The sequence below is a fragment of the Dyadobacter psychrotolerans genome, assembly GCF_004349265.1.
GTDB lineage: Bacteria > Bacteroidota > Bacteroidia > Cytophagales > Spirosomataceae > Dyadobacter > Dyadobacter psychrotolerans.
Window position 1 is genome coordinate 151603 of sequence record NZ_SMFL01000010.1, and the last position, 15483, is coordinate 167085.

The 15483-nt window shown below is 42.3% G+C and carries 14 protein-coding genes; 8 read left to right on the forward strand and 6 right to left on the reverse strand.

Annotated elements, in window-relative coordinates; all coding sequences use genetic code 11:
- The first annotated feature begins 33 nt into the window (after positions 1–33).
- The 8 genes from E0F88_RS23625 to E0F88_RS23660 all read left to right on the forward strand — a co-directional run bounded on the left by E0F88_RS23625 (position 34) and on the right by E0F88_RS23660 (position 6385).
- The gene (locus tag E0F88_RS23625) at positions 34–1215 is read left to right on the forward strand and encodes an ABC transporter substrate-binding protein (RefSeq protein ID WP_131960753.1); all 1182 of its coding nucleotides are present in this window, start codon (positions 34–36) and stop codon (positions 1213–1215) included.
- Positions 1216–1268: 53 nt separating this feature from the next.
- Positions 1269–2333, forward strand: coding sequence for a FecCD family ABC transporter permease (locus tag E0F88_RS23630; RefSeq protein WP_229213887.1), 1065 nt, complete (start codon positions 1269–1271; stop codon positions 2331–2333).
- Positions 2330–3364 carry an ABC transporter ATP-binding protein gene (locus tag E0F88_RS23635; protein WP_131960754.1) on the forward strand — a complete coding sequence of 345 codons (1035 nt, stop codon included), beginning with the start codon at positions 2330–2332 and terminating at the stop codon, positions 3362–3364. The genes E0F88_RS23630 and E0F88_RS23635 overlap by 4 nt, the downstream gene beginning before the upstream one ends.
- A gap of 65 nt (positions 3365–3429) precedes the next feature.
- Entirely contained in the window at positions 3430–3831 is a 402-nt protein-coding gene (locus tag E0F88_RS23640; RefSeq protein ID WP_131960755.1) for a hypothetical protein, read from the forward strand.
- Between the two features lie 58 nt (positions 3832–3889).
- Positions 3890–4288, forward strand: coding sequence for a nuclear transport factor 2 family protein (locus tag E0F88_RS23645; protein ID WP_131960756.1), 399 nt, complete (start codon positions 3890–3892; stop codon positions 4286–4288).
- Between the two features lie 4 nt (positions 4289–4292).
- Positions 4293–4892: a GNAT family N-acetyltransferase gene (locus E0F88_RS23650; RefSeq protein ID WP_131960757.1), complete on the forward strand. Its 600-nt coding sequence runs from the start codon at positions 4293–4295 to the stop codon at positions 4890–4892.
- A gap of 104 nt (positions 4893–4996) precedes the next feature.
- The gene (locus E0F88_RS23655; protein WP_131960758.1) at positions 4997–5896 is read left to right on the forward strand and encodes a carbon-nitrogen hydrolase family protein; all 900 of its coding nucleotides are present in this window, start codon (positions 4997–4999) and stop codon (positions 5894–5896) included.
- Positions 5897–6016: 120 nt separating this feature from the next.
- Positions 6017–6385 (forward strand): hypothetical protein, encoded by a 369-nt coding sequence (locus tag E0F88_RS23660; protein WP_131960759.1) that lies wholly within the window; start codon positions 6017–6019, stop codon positions 6383–6385.
- Positions 6386–6812: 427 nt separating this feature from the next.
- Here E0F88_RS23660 and E0F88_RS23665 read toward each other — a convergent pair whose 3' ends face one another.
- The 6 genes from E0F88_RS23665 to E0F88_RS23690 form a co-directional block, all read right to left on the reverse strand.
- Entirely contained in the window at positions 6813–8240 is a 1428-nt protein-coding gene (locus E0F88_RS23665) for an APC family permease (protein ID WP_131960760.1), read from the reverse strand.
- Positions 8241–8291: 51 nt separating this feature from the next.
- Complete coding sequence (locus tag E0F88_RS23670) at positions 8292–10082, reverse strand: DUF885 family protein (RefSeq protein ID WP_131960761.1); 1791 nt, start codon at positions 10080–10082, stop codon at positions 8292–8294.
- A 92-nt stretch (positions 10083–10174) separates the two neighbouring features.
- The gene (locus E0F88_RS23675) at positions 10175–11434 is read right to left on the reverse strand and encodes an NAD(P)/FAD-dependent oxidoreductase (RefSeq protein ID WP_131960762.1); all 1260 of its coding nucleotides are present in this window, start codon (positions 11432–11434) and stop codon (positions 10175–10177) included.
- A 263-nt stretch (positions 11435–11697) separates the two neighbouring features.
- A complete protein-coding gene (locus tag E0F88_RS23680; RefSeq protein ID WP_131960763.1) occupies positions 11698–12699 on the reverse strand; it encodes a 4-hydroxyproline epimerase in 1002 nt (333 codons plus the stop codon).
- 99 nt (positions 12700–12798) lie between these two features.
- Positions 12799–14268, reverse strand: a complete 1470-nt coding sequence (locus tag E0F88_RS23685; protein ID WP_229213888.1) for an aldehyde dehydrogenase (NADP(+)) — start codon at positions 14266–14268, stop codon at positions 12799–12801.
- A gap of 225 nt (positions 14269–14493) precedes the next feature.
- The gene (locus tag E0F88_RS23690) at positions 14494–15432 is read right to left on the reverse strand and encodes a dihydrodipicolinate synthase family protein (protein WP_131960765.1); all 939 of its coding nucleotides are present in this window, start codon (positions 15430–15432) and stop codon (positions 14494–14496) included.
- Positions 15433–15483 lie beyond the last annotated feature (51 nt).

Here is a 15483-nt window from a genome sequence, read left to right on the forward strand (position 1 = left end):
ACAAGGTTCAAGACGTAATGAGAGAATGACAAGATGAAGGAATTTACAATCCGCCCTTTTTTATCAGTTCTGATTATATATCTTCTTTTAGCAGGATGTACATCAAACACTTCCGAAAAAACTGAGCAGAAATCAACTGGCTCTAAAAAAGATTACTACTCTGAAAAACTAGAAATAAAGCACGCAAAAGGTTTTAGAATCAAATATTTCAACAATTATAAAATCGTTGAAATTCTAAATCCATTTGAAAAAAATACGGATACAACCAGGTATCTGCTTCTTCAGAGACGAACAGTCCGCCCCACGGGTTTTACCGGTCATCAGGTTATAGAAATTCCTATACGCAGTTTGGCAACTACTTCTTCCATGCACGTTGGTTTGCTCGACTTTCTCGAATCCATTGAAGTACTCAAAGGAATTGGGGGAACCCAATATATCTATTCGCCAAAAGTAATCCAGTTAATCAAAGAAGGAAAAATCCCGGAAGTTGGAAAAGATCAGGGGCTCAATGAGGAGAAACTCGTAAGCATGCATCCAGATCTGATCATGGCCATGGGAAGCCCGGGAGCCGGGATGAGCAAATATCAAACGCTTGCAGATGCCGGAATTCCTGTTCTGATAAACTCAGAATGGGTAGAAACAACTCCGCTTGCTCGCGCTGAATGGGTAAAACTCCTGGCCGCATTGCTCAACAAGGAAGAACTGGCTAACCGGAAATTTTCCGTGATTGAAAATGAATATCAAAGATTAGCTACTCTTGTCAAACAGGCAAAAACCAAACCGTCGGTGATCTCAGGCTTAAATACAAAAGATACCTGGTTCTTGCCAAGCGGTGATAGCTACATGGCCCGGTTTTTCAAAGATGCCGGCGCTGATTATCATTGGGCCGAAACAAAAGCAACCGGAAGTCTTGCTTTGGGTTTTGAGACGGTTTACCCGATCGCGCTCAAAGCCGATTACTGGCTGAATGTGGGTTTTAACAGCAGTGATTCAAAAAAAGACATTCTCGCACAAGATTCCCGTTACGATGACTTTAATGCTTACAAATCTGGTCATATGTACAGTTACAATAACCGGGTAAATGATAAAGGTGCAAATGATTTTTTCGAATCAGGAAATGTAAATCCGCAAAGGGTACTGGCCGACCTGATTAAAATATTTCATCCTGAATTACTTCCGGAACATCAGCTGTTCTACTATAAAAATTTGAAATAAATACACCTGAATTCCACTTGTCACTAAACGGATCTAACTTTTTAACTCAAAAAATGCAAATTGATTCTGCCGTTCCGGGAACATCGCATAAACTGGTCATGATTGGTCTGGTAGTTCTGGCTGCGTTTTTTTTCATGGTCGATGTGCTGCTGGGTTCCGTGAGAATCCCTTTCAGCGAAGTTGTAAGTATTATTTTTTCAGGAAAATCAGAAAATACAGCATGGCTGTTTATCATTGAAAAGATAAGATTACCAAAAGCAGTTACGGCCGTTTTAGTCGGCTGCGGCCTCTCTGTCAGCGGATTACAAATGCAGACGCTATTCAGAAATCCATTGGCGGGACCCTCCGAACTGGGCATTACCGCAGGGGCAGGGCTCGGTGTAGCCGCCGTGATGCTTACTGCCGGAAGCAGCACAAGTATTTATGCGATCAGGCAACTGGGCATATCCGGAAGCTGGCTCATTATTGTCATGGCTTCACTGGGATCCGCATTGGTCCTCTCTCTTATTTTACTGATTGCAGGAAGGATCCGTGATAATGTCATTTTACTTATTGTAGGTGTTATGATCGGTACAATAACCATTTCCGTCATCAGCATCTGGCAATATTTCAGTCAGCCGGAGCAGTTGCAGGAATACATTATGTGGACTTTTGGATCATTGGGCGGTGTTGTCCACTATCACTTGTATGTTCTTTCCGCTGTTGTGATTTTCGGGTTACTGCTGGCATTTGTTTCCTCCAAAGCACTCAATGCACTTTTATTGGGTGAAAACTATGCAAGAAGTATGGGGCTTACAGTGAGCCGAACGCGTTTAATGATCATGGCCAGTACCAGTTTGTTAACCGGCAGTATCACAGCATTCTGCGGACCAATTGGTTTCATTGGTATTGCCATTCCACACATTACCCGTTCCTTACTCGGCACCTCCGATCACCGGATTTTGATTCCCGGCACCTGCCTCGTCGGTACGGTGCTGATGCTGATTTGTGATATCATCGCACAAATGCCGGGTACTCAAACCGTGTTGCCCATCAATGTTGTAACCTCACTATTAGGCGCGCCGGTTGTCATCTGGATCATTATCAGCCGTAATAACATGCGCTCTTCATTCTCATGAGTAAATCCACATCCTTACTGGCCACCCGGAACTTAACGATTGGATATAAATCGGGGAACACAACCAAAGTAATTTCAGAGAATTTAAACCTGACTCTCGAGGCAGGAAAAATGGTTTGTTTGCTGGGGCCCAACGGTGCCGGAAAATCTACATTGATGCGTTCGCTGGCGGGTTTACAAAATGTTTTATCAGGAGATATCCGTATTGAAGGTGAATTACTTTCTGATTTAAAACCTTCTGATCTTGCAAAAAAACTAAGTCTGGTGCTCACTGAACGTATTGAAGCCGGTAATCTTACTGTTCAGGAAGTGGTTACGCTGGGCCGCACACCTTACACCGGCTGGTTAGGCAATTTGAGTAATTATGATAGAGAAAGAATTAACCTGGCGCTTGAAGCAACAGGAATCCCGGAATATAAACTTCGCCGTATTCATCAGCTGAGCGACGGAGAAAGACAAAAAGTAATGCTTGCCAGGGCGCTCGCACAGGATACAAATATCATTTTGCTGGACGAACCCACGGCACACCTGGATTTGCCAAGCCGGGTGGAAATGATGCATTTGCTGCATAACCTGGCCCGGAAGAGTAACAAAGCGATCCTGTTAAGTACCCATGAACTTGATTTGGCTTTACAAACGGCGGATCAGTTGTGGCTGATGAAACAGGGAGGAGAAATTGCAACCGGAGTTCCGGAAGACCTTGTGTTAAATGGTGCTTTTGAATCTGCCTTTGCGAAAAAAGACTTTTATTTTAACAGAAGCTCCGGCACATTCTCCATTCAAGAAAGCACGTTTCCTTTAAACATAAGTCTGTCAGGAAATCAGGATCTTATATTTTGGACTAAAAGGGCATTAGAGCGCGAAGAAATCGGAACTTTGACAGACGCGGTATTTCGTTATCATATCGACATCACAGAAACGTCGTCAGGAATTGTCTGGCAGCTAAAATGGGATGAAAATATATCAATGGTTACTTCTCTGGAATCACTGGCCAATGAGCTCAGAGTAATAAAAAATGCGGTGACTCCCTAAACCAGGGCACTGAAAGAACTGAAACGCTATTCGGCCGGTTCTTTCCATATCCAACAATAGTAATCATGACAAAAAAGAAACGCAGTTATATCATTTTCGCAGTTATTGCCCTGGTGATTGGTTATATCATTTTCGATTCAACGTCTCAGCCCAATGTGAATGATCTGAAAGGTAATTTCAAAGAAGTAGCGGTATATAGAAACGAAAACAATACAGGACCAATCGTCCGGGTGTACGCTGTCACCGTTCAGGGAGAACCGTGGGAAGAAATGCAGAAATATGGCGATTTGATGCCCTATACAAAGTATGGGAGCACAAAAGTTTATTTCTTTGATGAACAAAAGCCCTTTCCGAAAACACTCAAACCGGGAGAACAAAACTTTGAATCATCATTTAATTCTGCCTGTATCGCTTCGTATACAAAAGATCCAAACGGACAGGTTTCTTTAAATAAAAACCCGTTTTAAATATCTGGCTGCAATTATCTTTGTGTTTGTAAAATTTCAATTCTGTTAAAATTCTCAAATGGCTGCATTAGAAATCGTTCAGGAATATTATTCCAATTTTAATAATAAAGACTGGCAGGGAATGCTGGGGCTGCTTCATGAAGAAATCCGTCATGAACCTAACCAGGGTGATCCACGTATCGGTCTGGAAAAATTCACGGAGTTTCTTCAAACGATGGATACATCTTACGAAGAAACGCTGACCAACATGACTTTTTTTACTACTCCAGATGGTACACGCGTCGCGGCTGAGTTTACGGTAAATGGTATTTACAAAAAAGGAGAAGAAGGCATGCCGGAAGCGCACGGACAGTCGTATGTTTTACCAGCTGCTGCTTTTCTGGAAGTAAAAGATGGAAAGGTCAGCCGTGTAACTACCTATTACAACCTCCCGCATTGGATCAGCCTTGTATCCTGACCCAATGTCAACTTTAACTTATATTACAAAAAAAGGCAGCGAAATTGAATCCGTTTTTGACGACCTTGCAGCGTTGCGCATAGCTGTTTTTCATGATTATCCTTATTTGTACGAAGGAAATACTGCGTATGAAAAGGAATATCTGAAAACTTATTCAGATTCTGAGAACTCATTTTTGTTTGCTGTTTATGACGCGCAAAAGATGGTGGGTGCAACTACATGTATTCCTCTGAAAAATGAAACAGCCGAAATACGCAAACCTTTCGAGGATGCCGGTTTTGATATTAATACAATTTTCTATTTTGGCGAAAGCATCCTTTTACCTCAATATCGGGGAAATGGCCTGGGACATCGTTTCTTTGATGAACGGGAAGCGCACGCACGCAGCTTCGGGAATTTTAAAATAACCTGCTTTTGCTCGGTCGACCGTGGAGAACATCATCCGTCGCAGCCGGAAAATTATCGTCCAAATGACGTTTTCTGGCAAAAGCGTGGTTATATAAAAGAACCATCTCTGCAAAGTTTTATGGATTGGCCCGATATCGGCGAAAGTGAATCATCAGGTAAAAAAATGGTTTTCTGGGTTAGAGAACTAGACTATTAATTTCACGCGGAGTAAGGAGAGAAAGGCTCAGAGTGCGCGGAGATTCAATATTTTGTGCTCTGCGTTTTTCTTATTTGGCTCTGCGTGAAAAATTATATGATATTATGGAAGTAAAAATTGCCGCTGCTCAATATCCGATCACTGAACACGCTTCATTTTCTCAATGGGAATTACATGTTGAAAAGTGGGTTACTGATGCTGTAAACCGGGGAGCACAATTATTGGTTTTTCCTGAATACGGCGCTATGGAGCTGGTTAGTATTTTTTCTCAGGAAATTAGAAATGACATCAGACAGCAGGTTAACGAACTCGATTCACTGAAAGCAGATTTTTGCGAAGTGTTTTCTGATTTGGCAAAAAAACATAGAACGATCATCGTAGCGCCCAGTATTCCTGTCATCGACAATAGCAGAAATGTAAACCGTGTTTATGTTTTTTCTGACAAAGGACTGGTTGGTTACCAGGATAAGTTTTTCATGACCCGTTTTGAAAATGAAGAGTGGGGTATTCAAAGCGGCGAAAAACAATTGACCGTTTTCGAGGCATCCTGGGGCAGTTTTGGCGTTCAAATTTGTTATGATGTGGAATTTCCGCTTGGATCCCATCTGCTGAGTTCAGCCGGTATTTCGCTGATTGTAGCCCCAAGTTGTACAGAAACGATACGTGGTGCTACGCGCGTACACATTGGTGCACGGGCTAGAGCGCTTGAAAACCAAATCTATACTGCCGTTTCCCAAACCGTTGGTAATGCACAGTGGTCGCCGGCGGTAGATATTAACTATGGCTTCTCAGCCTTTTACAGCACGCCGGATAATGATCTTCCCGAAGAAGGTATTATTTCAACAATGAAGCCTCAGGAAGAGGGCTGGCTCATTCAATCGCTGGATTTCGCAAAAATTCAGGTGGTCAGGAGTGAGGGCCAGGTTTTCAATTACAAGGATCAGCAGTTACTCCTGACGGGGTTTCAGGAAGAAAAAATTACGATCTCCAGGAAAGCTGTCTGAATACATCTTTATCAGACAATTATATTTAACAAAGACATAACAGCAAAAATGATACACTGGCCTCATTTTTGTAAATATTTGACTTACATTCAATGATTAACCAAATCTAAAACCAGCGTTATGAACATAGGAAACATTGATATATTGGGAGACCAGGAAGAAACACTTGGTACCGCGGAAGATTTGACTGAGGAAATATCAATGGATACGCAAATCCAGGAAAGTTTGGGTAGCCGGATCAGGATTGAGTTCGAGACATCCCGCGGTTTTTGTGTCGGTTATTATACAACCAATGATGTTGGGCATGAGGAGCTGACTATGGAACCGGAGTCCGTCATTACACTCACATCTCTTTTCCCAGCTTACTACGGAGCTTACATTAATGCACTTAACCGTGATTGGGTTGATATCGATTTATCAGAAAAATATGATGGCTGTCCGGAATATAAGATCTACAACCGCACTATCGAAACCGGATCAGCTCAATAAAAACAAAGGCCGGATAAAATCCGACCCTGTTCTATGCTAGCGTGCTGTGTGAAACTTCTTTAAATATTAAAAGTAAAATGACTTCGTTTCTGCGTAAACCAATGCGAACAGCAAAAACGATACGATCAAAATAATCAGGTCTTTAAATGATTCTGTTTTTTTCGAGGCTTCCATGTTTATTTCAATTGAACCCTAACTTCCTGTTCTTCAAATTTGAAAGTGAGCGGGTAGGTTTTAACCATTAATTTGAGGTTAAGACTGCCTTAGAAACAACTGGTCACATTCTTTTTAAAATAAATATCAGATTACTGATAAGTAAAAATTTCCAAACCGAATTGAATGTATATTTTACAACTTGGATAAATGAAAAAGCTGCTCACAACGTAACCATTAGGTTGTCGTAAGCAGCTTTAAAATTACTGAGATATTACGCTACGATCTCTTTCCTGGCAATCAGATAATAAACCGGGATACCCAGCAACACGATGATCAGTCCCGGCCAGGTATACTCAGGTTTATAAATGATCAGAAGGATACAAAATGCAAGCCCCATTACGATGTAGATAATCGGAAGAAACGGATAACCGAAAGCTTTGTATGGTCGTGGTGCATCCGGTCTTTGCTTACGCAGAATAAAAATCCCGACAATAGTAAGCATATAAAAAACAACAACTACAAAAGAAATCATATCCAGCAGGTTGCCATACTTTCCGCTCAATGCCCAAAGAGAAGCGATAATACATTGAATCCAAAGCCCGAACTCAGGAACTGAGTTTTTGTTCAGCACACCAACCTTTTTAAAGAAAAGACCATCTTTCGCCATGGAGTAATAAACCCGCGCTCCGGACATGATCAAACCATTGTTACATCCAAAAGTTGAGATCATAATCATCACCGCAATAATGATCGTTCCGGCACCTCCAAAAATTGCTTGTGATGCCGCTACACCAACACGATCTTTATCAGCCGAAGCAATGTCCTGCAAAGACAAAACGCCTGTGTACATCACGTTTGTCAAAAGATAAATCACTGTTACGATGATTGTTCCCAAGGCAAGACTTAAGCCGATATTACGCTGTGGATTTTTAATTTCACCTGCTATAAAGGTTACGTTATTCCACGAATCACTACTAAAAATAGAGCCTACCATCGAAGCGGCAATTGCACCGAATGCTGCAATGGTGGTATAAGATTCAACACTTCCGTCAAGATTCAGTTTATGCAGATCCCACATCGTTGCGGAATTCCAGTTAGCGGCCCATATTTCAGGATTCATGAAAAGCAGACCAAAAACGATCAAACCCAGAAGACTTAACAACTTGGTCAACGTAAAGGTTGTCTGAATAATTTTACCACTGTTTACTCCACGGGTATTAATAAACGTAAGCAGCACAATGACGACAATGGACAGTAACTGCGCCGACGAAATTTTTAAAAATCCCAAATTGAGCGCTACAATATCCTCACTAAAAAACGGAAGCAAATAAGCGGTAAACTTTGCAAATGCAACAGCAACGGCAGCGATGGTGGCGGTTTGGATTACAGTAAAAAAGCTCCATCCGTACAGAAAACTAATCAGAGGATTGTATGCTTCTTTCAGATAAACATACTGCCCGCCTGCTTTTGGAAACATGGCACTAAGCTCCCCGTAACTTAAAGCAGCGGTTAGTGTCATGAAACCGGTAATTACCCAAACAAAGATAAGCCAGCCCACACTTCCCGTATTTCGGGTGATGTCCGCGCTCACGATAAAAATCCCGGAGCCGATCATACTTCCGGCAACCAGCATGGTGGCATCTACCAGTCCTAATGTGGGTTTAAATGAAGTTGTTTCTGCGTTACTTTCTAGTGACATAAAAGGTTTTAGGTTAAACAGGCCAGGTTATTACTCTTGTAAGCTACAATATTATTTGAAACTATAAAACTTCCATTTCGTTTTAAAATCGGGAGTTAAAGCCTGATTTGTCAGCGTAGCACGAACCATTTCTATCGGCATGTTATTCTCTTTCATTATAGCATCATGAAATTGTTTAAAACTCATTTTGCCACCATCAACCAGTTCCTTTTTCAGGTTGTATATCTGAAGACCGCCAACCAGATAAGCAAGCTGATAAAGTGGACCATAATTACCTTCAAATGAACGCCTTACTTCACCCTCTGCATTTGCTCTTTCATGTCCAACCCTGTCAACAAGGAAGTCTATACATTGCTGTGGAGTCCATTTACCCAAATGGTAATTTAAGGAGAAGATAATCCTTGCGCAGCGGTGCATTCTCCAGAAAAGCATCCCGATTCTTTCTTCCGGTGTTTTGGCAAATCCTTTTTCGTATAACAACAGTTCCCAGTACAATGCCCAGCCTTCCGTCCAGAACGGTGTACGGAAATCACCGCGGTAAGATTTATAGCGGCTGTTCATGTAATACTGAAGATGGTGACCCGGTACAAGTTCATGATGAACCGTCGAGCGCGAAAAATACGGATTATTACCACGCATACTCATCAGCTTATCTTCATGCGCCATGGTGTTGGTCGGATAGGAGATAATAATGTCACGACCACCAAGGAAAAACGGAGATGTCAGCTGACGCTCCGGCGTCATCATTTGCATACCCCAGGTTTCATCAGCAATTTCAGGATATTCGCCCAGATTATTTTTGATGATAAAATCTTTCGCATCATTGTACAATTTCATAATCAGCTCAGGCTGCGCTCCTGCCGGAACAAAACTGTTTTTTACTTTTTCCTGTGCTTTTTTCCAGTCGTTTCCAAAACCCATTTCCTGTGACGCTTTCAGCAATTCTTTATCGCACCAGGCAAATTCTTTGTTGGCAAGTTCAACCAATTCATCCGGAGAGTAAACGATCATTTCCCTTCCAAGCTGGCGAATCAGTTCTTCGCGGCCAATCGGAACACCTTTGATTCCGCTTCCGTCTTCTTTTTGGGTTGAGTTAAGTTTGCCCTTGCTTTTCATTACTTTGGCATATACGATAAGCGTACTGTCCAGTGTTTTGAAAGGCTTTGGCACCCACCAGGTAAACAATGGATCATAGCCGTTGTAAAATTCATAGGTGCTTTTCAGGCGTGCTTCAATTCCGCTGATCGCTTCTTCTCCGCAAAGAGCCAAAGGCATATCAAGCGATTCAATTTTTCTTGCTGATTCCAAAGCTGTTTTCACTTCCTTTAGAATAGAATTCAGCTCACCTGCAACCTGCTCTCCGTCCATCTTCGCACCGCGGCGTCTTGCTTTTTCAAGCTGATAAATTCTGTCAGCAAAAGGAATGTACTTAGCGATCTGGTTGTACTCCTTTTCTTCCTGAGAAAGAGTCAGCAAATGATCTTCAACATTTCTTTTAAGCAAAATGTAGTCAACTTTACCATAAGTGCTCATGGCGTTGAAATCCATCTTTGCAAGTTTGTCAAGATAATCCTTATCAATTTCGTTCAGCCGTTTCCGCTGTTCAGGAGAGTTAAGGGTATTGGACATTCCGCCAAAGCCGCCGCGCGTCTGCACCATTGGCGAATAAAAATAACGTACGGCTCTGATATCCTGACCATATTGAATGATAAGACCGGCAGTTTCGCTGGACTGTTCATAAAGGTTAAATTTGCTTTTTGGTGTTTGCCCGAAAACCAGGTTTATACTTAAAAACAAAAAGATAAAAGTGCCTGAATAAAGGGACAGGAGTCGTTTTTTCATAGGTTGGGTTAAAGATTTAATTGGTAGGTCAGTCTGAATAGTTATTGATTTTATATTCTTTGTACAAAAAAACAGTGAGCCATTTTCACGGCTCACTGGTATCTTTCAGGGTCATAAAGTTTGATGTCTGCGGAAAGTGCAGCTCTGTTGGCCAGTTCTGCTACCAGCTTACCGGTTGCAGGGCCTAAGCTAATTCCCATCATGCCATGCCCGCCGGCAACGATCAGGTTTCTTAGCTTTTTGCTGTAACCCAAATAAGGAAGACCATCCGGAGAACACGGCCTGAAACCGTACCAGATATTTTCCTTTGCCGGTACTTCAACCGGCAACTCAGGATAGTACTGAGGTATTGAATTAACAATCCCTTCTACCCGGTTCATATTGATCTTATCATTTAAAGCAGCCAACTCCATTGTTCCTCCGAAGCGCACCTGGCCGTTCATTGGTGTAACTGCCACACGTGCTTCGATCAGCAATGCAGGATGTTTAATCGGGTGTGCACTGTTAGGCTCCATAAAAGAGTAACCTTTTCCAGGCATCACAGGAATAGACAAACCTGCCAGTTTCGAAAGCTGGGGAAGCCAGGATCCTCCTGTCATAATCACAAGATCTCCTGATACTGTTCCACTCGCTGTATTTACAGCTTTTATCTCTCCGGCCTGAATCTCATAACCCGTTACTTCTGTGTTGGTAAGAATCTCACCTCCATTACTTTCAACAAATTTTACAAGCTGCGAGATAAGTGCATGGGGATATAGGTGTGCGTCGCAATGATAATGAACAGCGCCCATTACGTCAAGCTTCACGCCAGGTTCACGTTCCTGAACCTGCTCTTTTGATAGCATTTCAACATCAAGACCCAACTTCTGCGCATCTTTTCCAACATGAATTTCTTCTTCACCGGCTTTGGCAGTTTTATAAAGCATTAATATGCCTTTTTTCTCCAACCCAAAATCGAAACCTTCTTCTTTGGAAAGATCTTCATAAAGCTGTTTACTCAGCAAATGATAATCTCTTAAAAACGGCGCTGCCTTTTCCACATTGGCCTGGGTAGCGCTTTTCAAAAATTTAAGTCCCCACGAGATCAACGCGAAGTCAAGGGAAGGTTTTACATAAAAAGGACTGCGGCTGTTAAACATCCATTTGATTCCTTTCGAAACCATTCCGGGTGCAGCCAGAGGAATAAAGTGGCTGGGTACGATCATTCCTGCATTCCCATGAGAGCAGTTGTCTCTCAAATCGTCTTTATCGATCAATGTAATTTTCCACCCGCTTTTAATCAGATAGTAAGCCGAAGCCAGTCCCATGATGCCTCCCCCGATGATTACGGCTTTGCCTTTATTTGCATTCATTTGTTGTTGTTAATAGCCAATTCTATTATTAATATGTTCAAGAACCCTAAAAGGGTTGAATATTCGTTCGTTTAACATTCAACTCTTTCAGGGTTGTGTCTGATGTTTCGCCTATTATATTCCAGGGGCGATGCCCCTGGCTATTGAATTTAACCCTTTCAGGGTATATTTCGGAACAAAGGTCAACCCGGATTTTCAACCGTAATTATTCCATGCTCACCAAATCATGTATCCCGGGCTAACAGCTAATAGCCATCAGCTCCTTAAATTACCTGAAAACCATAAGCATATGGATCCTCTTCATCGTCAATGAAAATGTTATTGTATCCGGTCACCACTGCCCATCCTTCGATACCAGGGATAATGGCGGGTTTATCTCCGATCATCACTTCTTCTTCAACAGTTCCTGTGAATTTGGAGCCGATGATGCTTTCGTGGATAAATTTGTCTCCTTTTTTAAGTTTTCCTTTTGCATGCCATTGTGCCATGCGGGCAGACGTTCCGGTACCGCAAGGTGATCTGTCGATTGCTTTATCTCCGTAAAAAACTGCATTACGCGCAGTCGATGTCGGGTCTAAAACTGCACCGGCCCACAGAAAATGGCTTAGTCCGTTTATGTGCTCGTTTTCTGGATGTACAAATTTATATTGCTCATTCATCCGTTTTCTGCACACGCGGCTCCAGCTGATCAGCTGATCGGCAGTGTAATTTTCCAGTCCTTTGAAGTTCTCCTGCGGATCAACGATCGCGTAGAAATTTCCTCCGTAGGATACATCCACAGTCAGCGTACCAAGATCCGGGCATTCAACGGTTAATTTCTCAGCCGCCAAAAATGATTTGATATTGATCAGCTTAACTGATTTTACTTTTTTACCAACCTGTACATATTCAACCAGTACCAGCCCGGCCGGTGTTTCCAAACGAAGTTTTCCCGGAACTTTTGGTATTACCAATCCTTCTTCGATCGCAATGGTTACCGTACCAATCGTACCATGGCCGCACATAGGCAAACATCCGCTGGTTTCGATATACAAAACACCAATATCATTTGCAGGATCAATCGGCGGATACAAAATGCTTCCGCTCATCATGTCGTGACCACGGGGTTCAAACATCAGCCCTTTTCTGATCCAGTCGAACTCTTCCAGAAAGTGAAGGCGCCTTTCCATCATGCTGTTTCCATTCAGCAAAGGACCGCCGCCTGCAACCACACGAACAGGGTTCCCACAGGTGTGGGCATCTATACAAAAAAATGTTTTACGCATAACTATATGGCTTTCGGCAGTCAGCTTTCGGCACGAATCAAATGAAAGTTTTAGTATAGTAGACTTGGAAAGTCTTGAAGACTTTCCAAGTCTGGAATCTTAACTTATCGCTTCTTTTGTCAATTCATTATTAACAGTTCTCCAGATATTCAATGGATTACTGTTTTTCAATTCCTCAGGTAAAAACTCATCCGGCCAGTTTTGAAAACTTAGCGGACGCACAAAACGTTTGATAGAATCTGCTCCTACCGAAGTATACTGGTTATTGCTTGCAGAAGGAAATGGACCTCCATGATGCATCGATTTGCAAACTTCAACACCTGTTGGAAAGTTGTTGAAAATTATCCTTCCGCATTTGGTACCGATCAAAGAAACAAGCGCTTCATTTTCAGCCAGATCTACGCTGGTCGCAAGTAACGTCGCAGTGAGTTGTCCGTGAATTTTTGCTGTTACTGCAAGTGCCTCTTCTGCATCTTTGCATTTTACAATTAACGCAAAAGGACCAAATACTTCATTTTGCAAGGCATCATTCAGCAGAAAATCCAGACCGGATACCGAAGCAACTGTTGCAGAACCCTGTCCTTCCGAAGCTTCCGCAGTCGCAACAGCAAGTACCTCAACGCCGTTCTGCGAAATCATTTTATCCAAATTACCCGCGTAACCTTTTGCAATACCTGCATTTAACATGGGAGCAGGAACAACTTTCAGGATTTCTTCCTGTAAAGTATCTGTAAACAGATTTAGATCCTCACTTTCCACACTGATAACCAAACCCGGATTGGTACAAAACTGGCCAACTCCCAAAGTAAGGGAAGCTGCGTATTGTTTTGCCAATTCGGATGCGGAGGTACTTAGTTTTTCAGGTAAAAGAAAAACGGGATTGATACTTCCCATTTCGGCATAAACCGGAATCGGATCAGGTCGTTTATTTGCAACCTCTACCAATGCCATTCCTCCCTGATAAGAACCTGTAAAACCAACCGCTTTGATAAACGGGTGACTTACAAGAATTTGCGCTTCTTCATAAGTTTCACAAACAATGTGTGAAAATGTTCCTTCGGGGAAACCGCTTTTTTCAACACCTCTGCTAATCGCATCAGCCATCATTTTTGATGTTTTCGGATGTCCCGGATGCGCTTTCACGATAACCGTACAACCGGCAGCTATTGCACCTGCTGTGTCTCCGCCGGCAGTTGAAAATGCAAAAGGAAAATTACTCGCGCCGAAAACAGTAACCGGGCCTAAGCCAACGTTCGTTTTTCTGATATCTGGTTTCGGAGGCGTACGTTCCGTATTGGCTGTATCAATGCTTGCGTCAAGCGAACTTCCTTTTTCAAGCGCATCTGCATAACTTCTCCACTGAAAAATCGTCCGCCCTTTTTCTCCGACAAGACGTCCTTCAGGTAAATGTGATTCTTCCTGAGCCGTAGAAATCAGTTCAGGACCGAGAGATTCAATTTCATCTGCAACAGTGCGCATCAATGCTACCCTTTGAGAAATACTGAATTTCCCAAGAGCAGTGAAAGCGTCCTGTGCTTTTTCCAATGTACTTTCTATTTCTTTTGTCAAAACTTTGATGTTTAAAACGACATATTCTGTGGACGAAAACATTTTATTCTTCGCCTGAAACAGATAAAAGGAGGCTCCTAACGGAGCCTGCTATGTATCTGGTTAACTTTTTCTATAAACAGGATGCCATTTTGCGGCACGATTACGGGAATAAGCTGCGAAACATTAATAACAAAATTTCACCCCGAATGTTCTGTTTTAAGTCAGGAGTCTCCTGATTTATGTTTATGCCAAAGAAGCGTCAGCTGTCAGATTCAGATATTCCGGTAAAACAGGCTGAGTTTCTATTGATTTATTGATTACATTCAAAACATGCTCTCTTTCAGCACCAGTCAAAACCATACGCGGAGCTCTTACATACTCCGAACCAATGCCCACAACAGTAGCAGCCAGTTTAATGTTCTGAACCAATTTTGGATGAATGTCAAGTTCTAAAAGAGGCAGATACCAACGGTAGATAGCCAATGCTTCCTTACAACGGTCCGCTTTTACGAGATTGAAAATAGCAACAGTTTCTTTCGGGAATGCATCGACCAAACCGCCAACTACTCCGTCAACACCCAGCATCACTTCTTCCATGATAAGCGTATCAACACCACAGAAAACTTTGAAGCGGTCACCGAAACGAGTGAAAAGACGTGTTACATTACTTACATCACGTGTCGATTCTTTAATTGCATGAATGTTTTCAATTTTTGCCAGTTCCTCAAACATAGCCAGGGTAACTTCAATTTTGTAGTCAACCGGGTTGTTATAGATCATCAACGGCAAAGAAGTACTGTTTGCGATCGTCTTGAAATAAGCTACTGTTTCATCATCATCCGCTTTATAACGCATTGGAGGAAGTACCATAAATCCGTCAGCGCCGATAGACTCTGCTTCTTTTGCGATACTTACTGCTTCGGCAGTTGACTGTTCTGCGATACACAAAACAACTGGCATTCCAGCTGGAAGCGCACTTTTCGCAAACTTAACCAGTTCATTTTTTTCAGCACGTGTAAGTGTACTTGCTTCTCCAAGAGACCCCGCAATGATCACACCGGTAATTCCGGCTTCAACCTGTGCCTTTAAATTCTTGTCAAAAAGATCGAAATCAATTGTGTCTTCAGCAGTAAAGGGGGTTACTAGTGCAGGAAATACGCCCTGCCATGATTCTTTGTTCATATAGGTATTAATTAAATATTGTACCAATTCTTTTCATCAAAAGTACTAGAA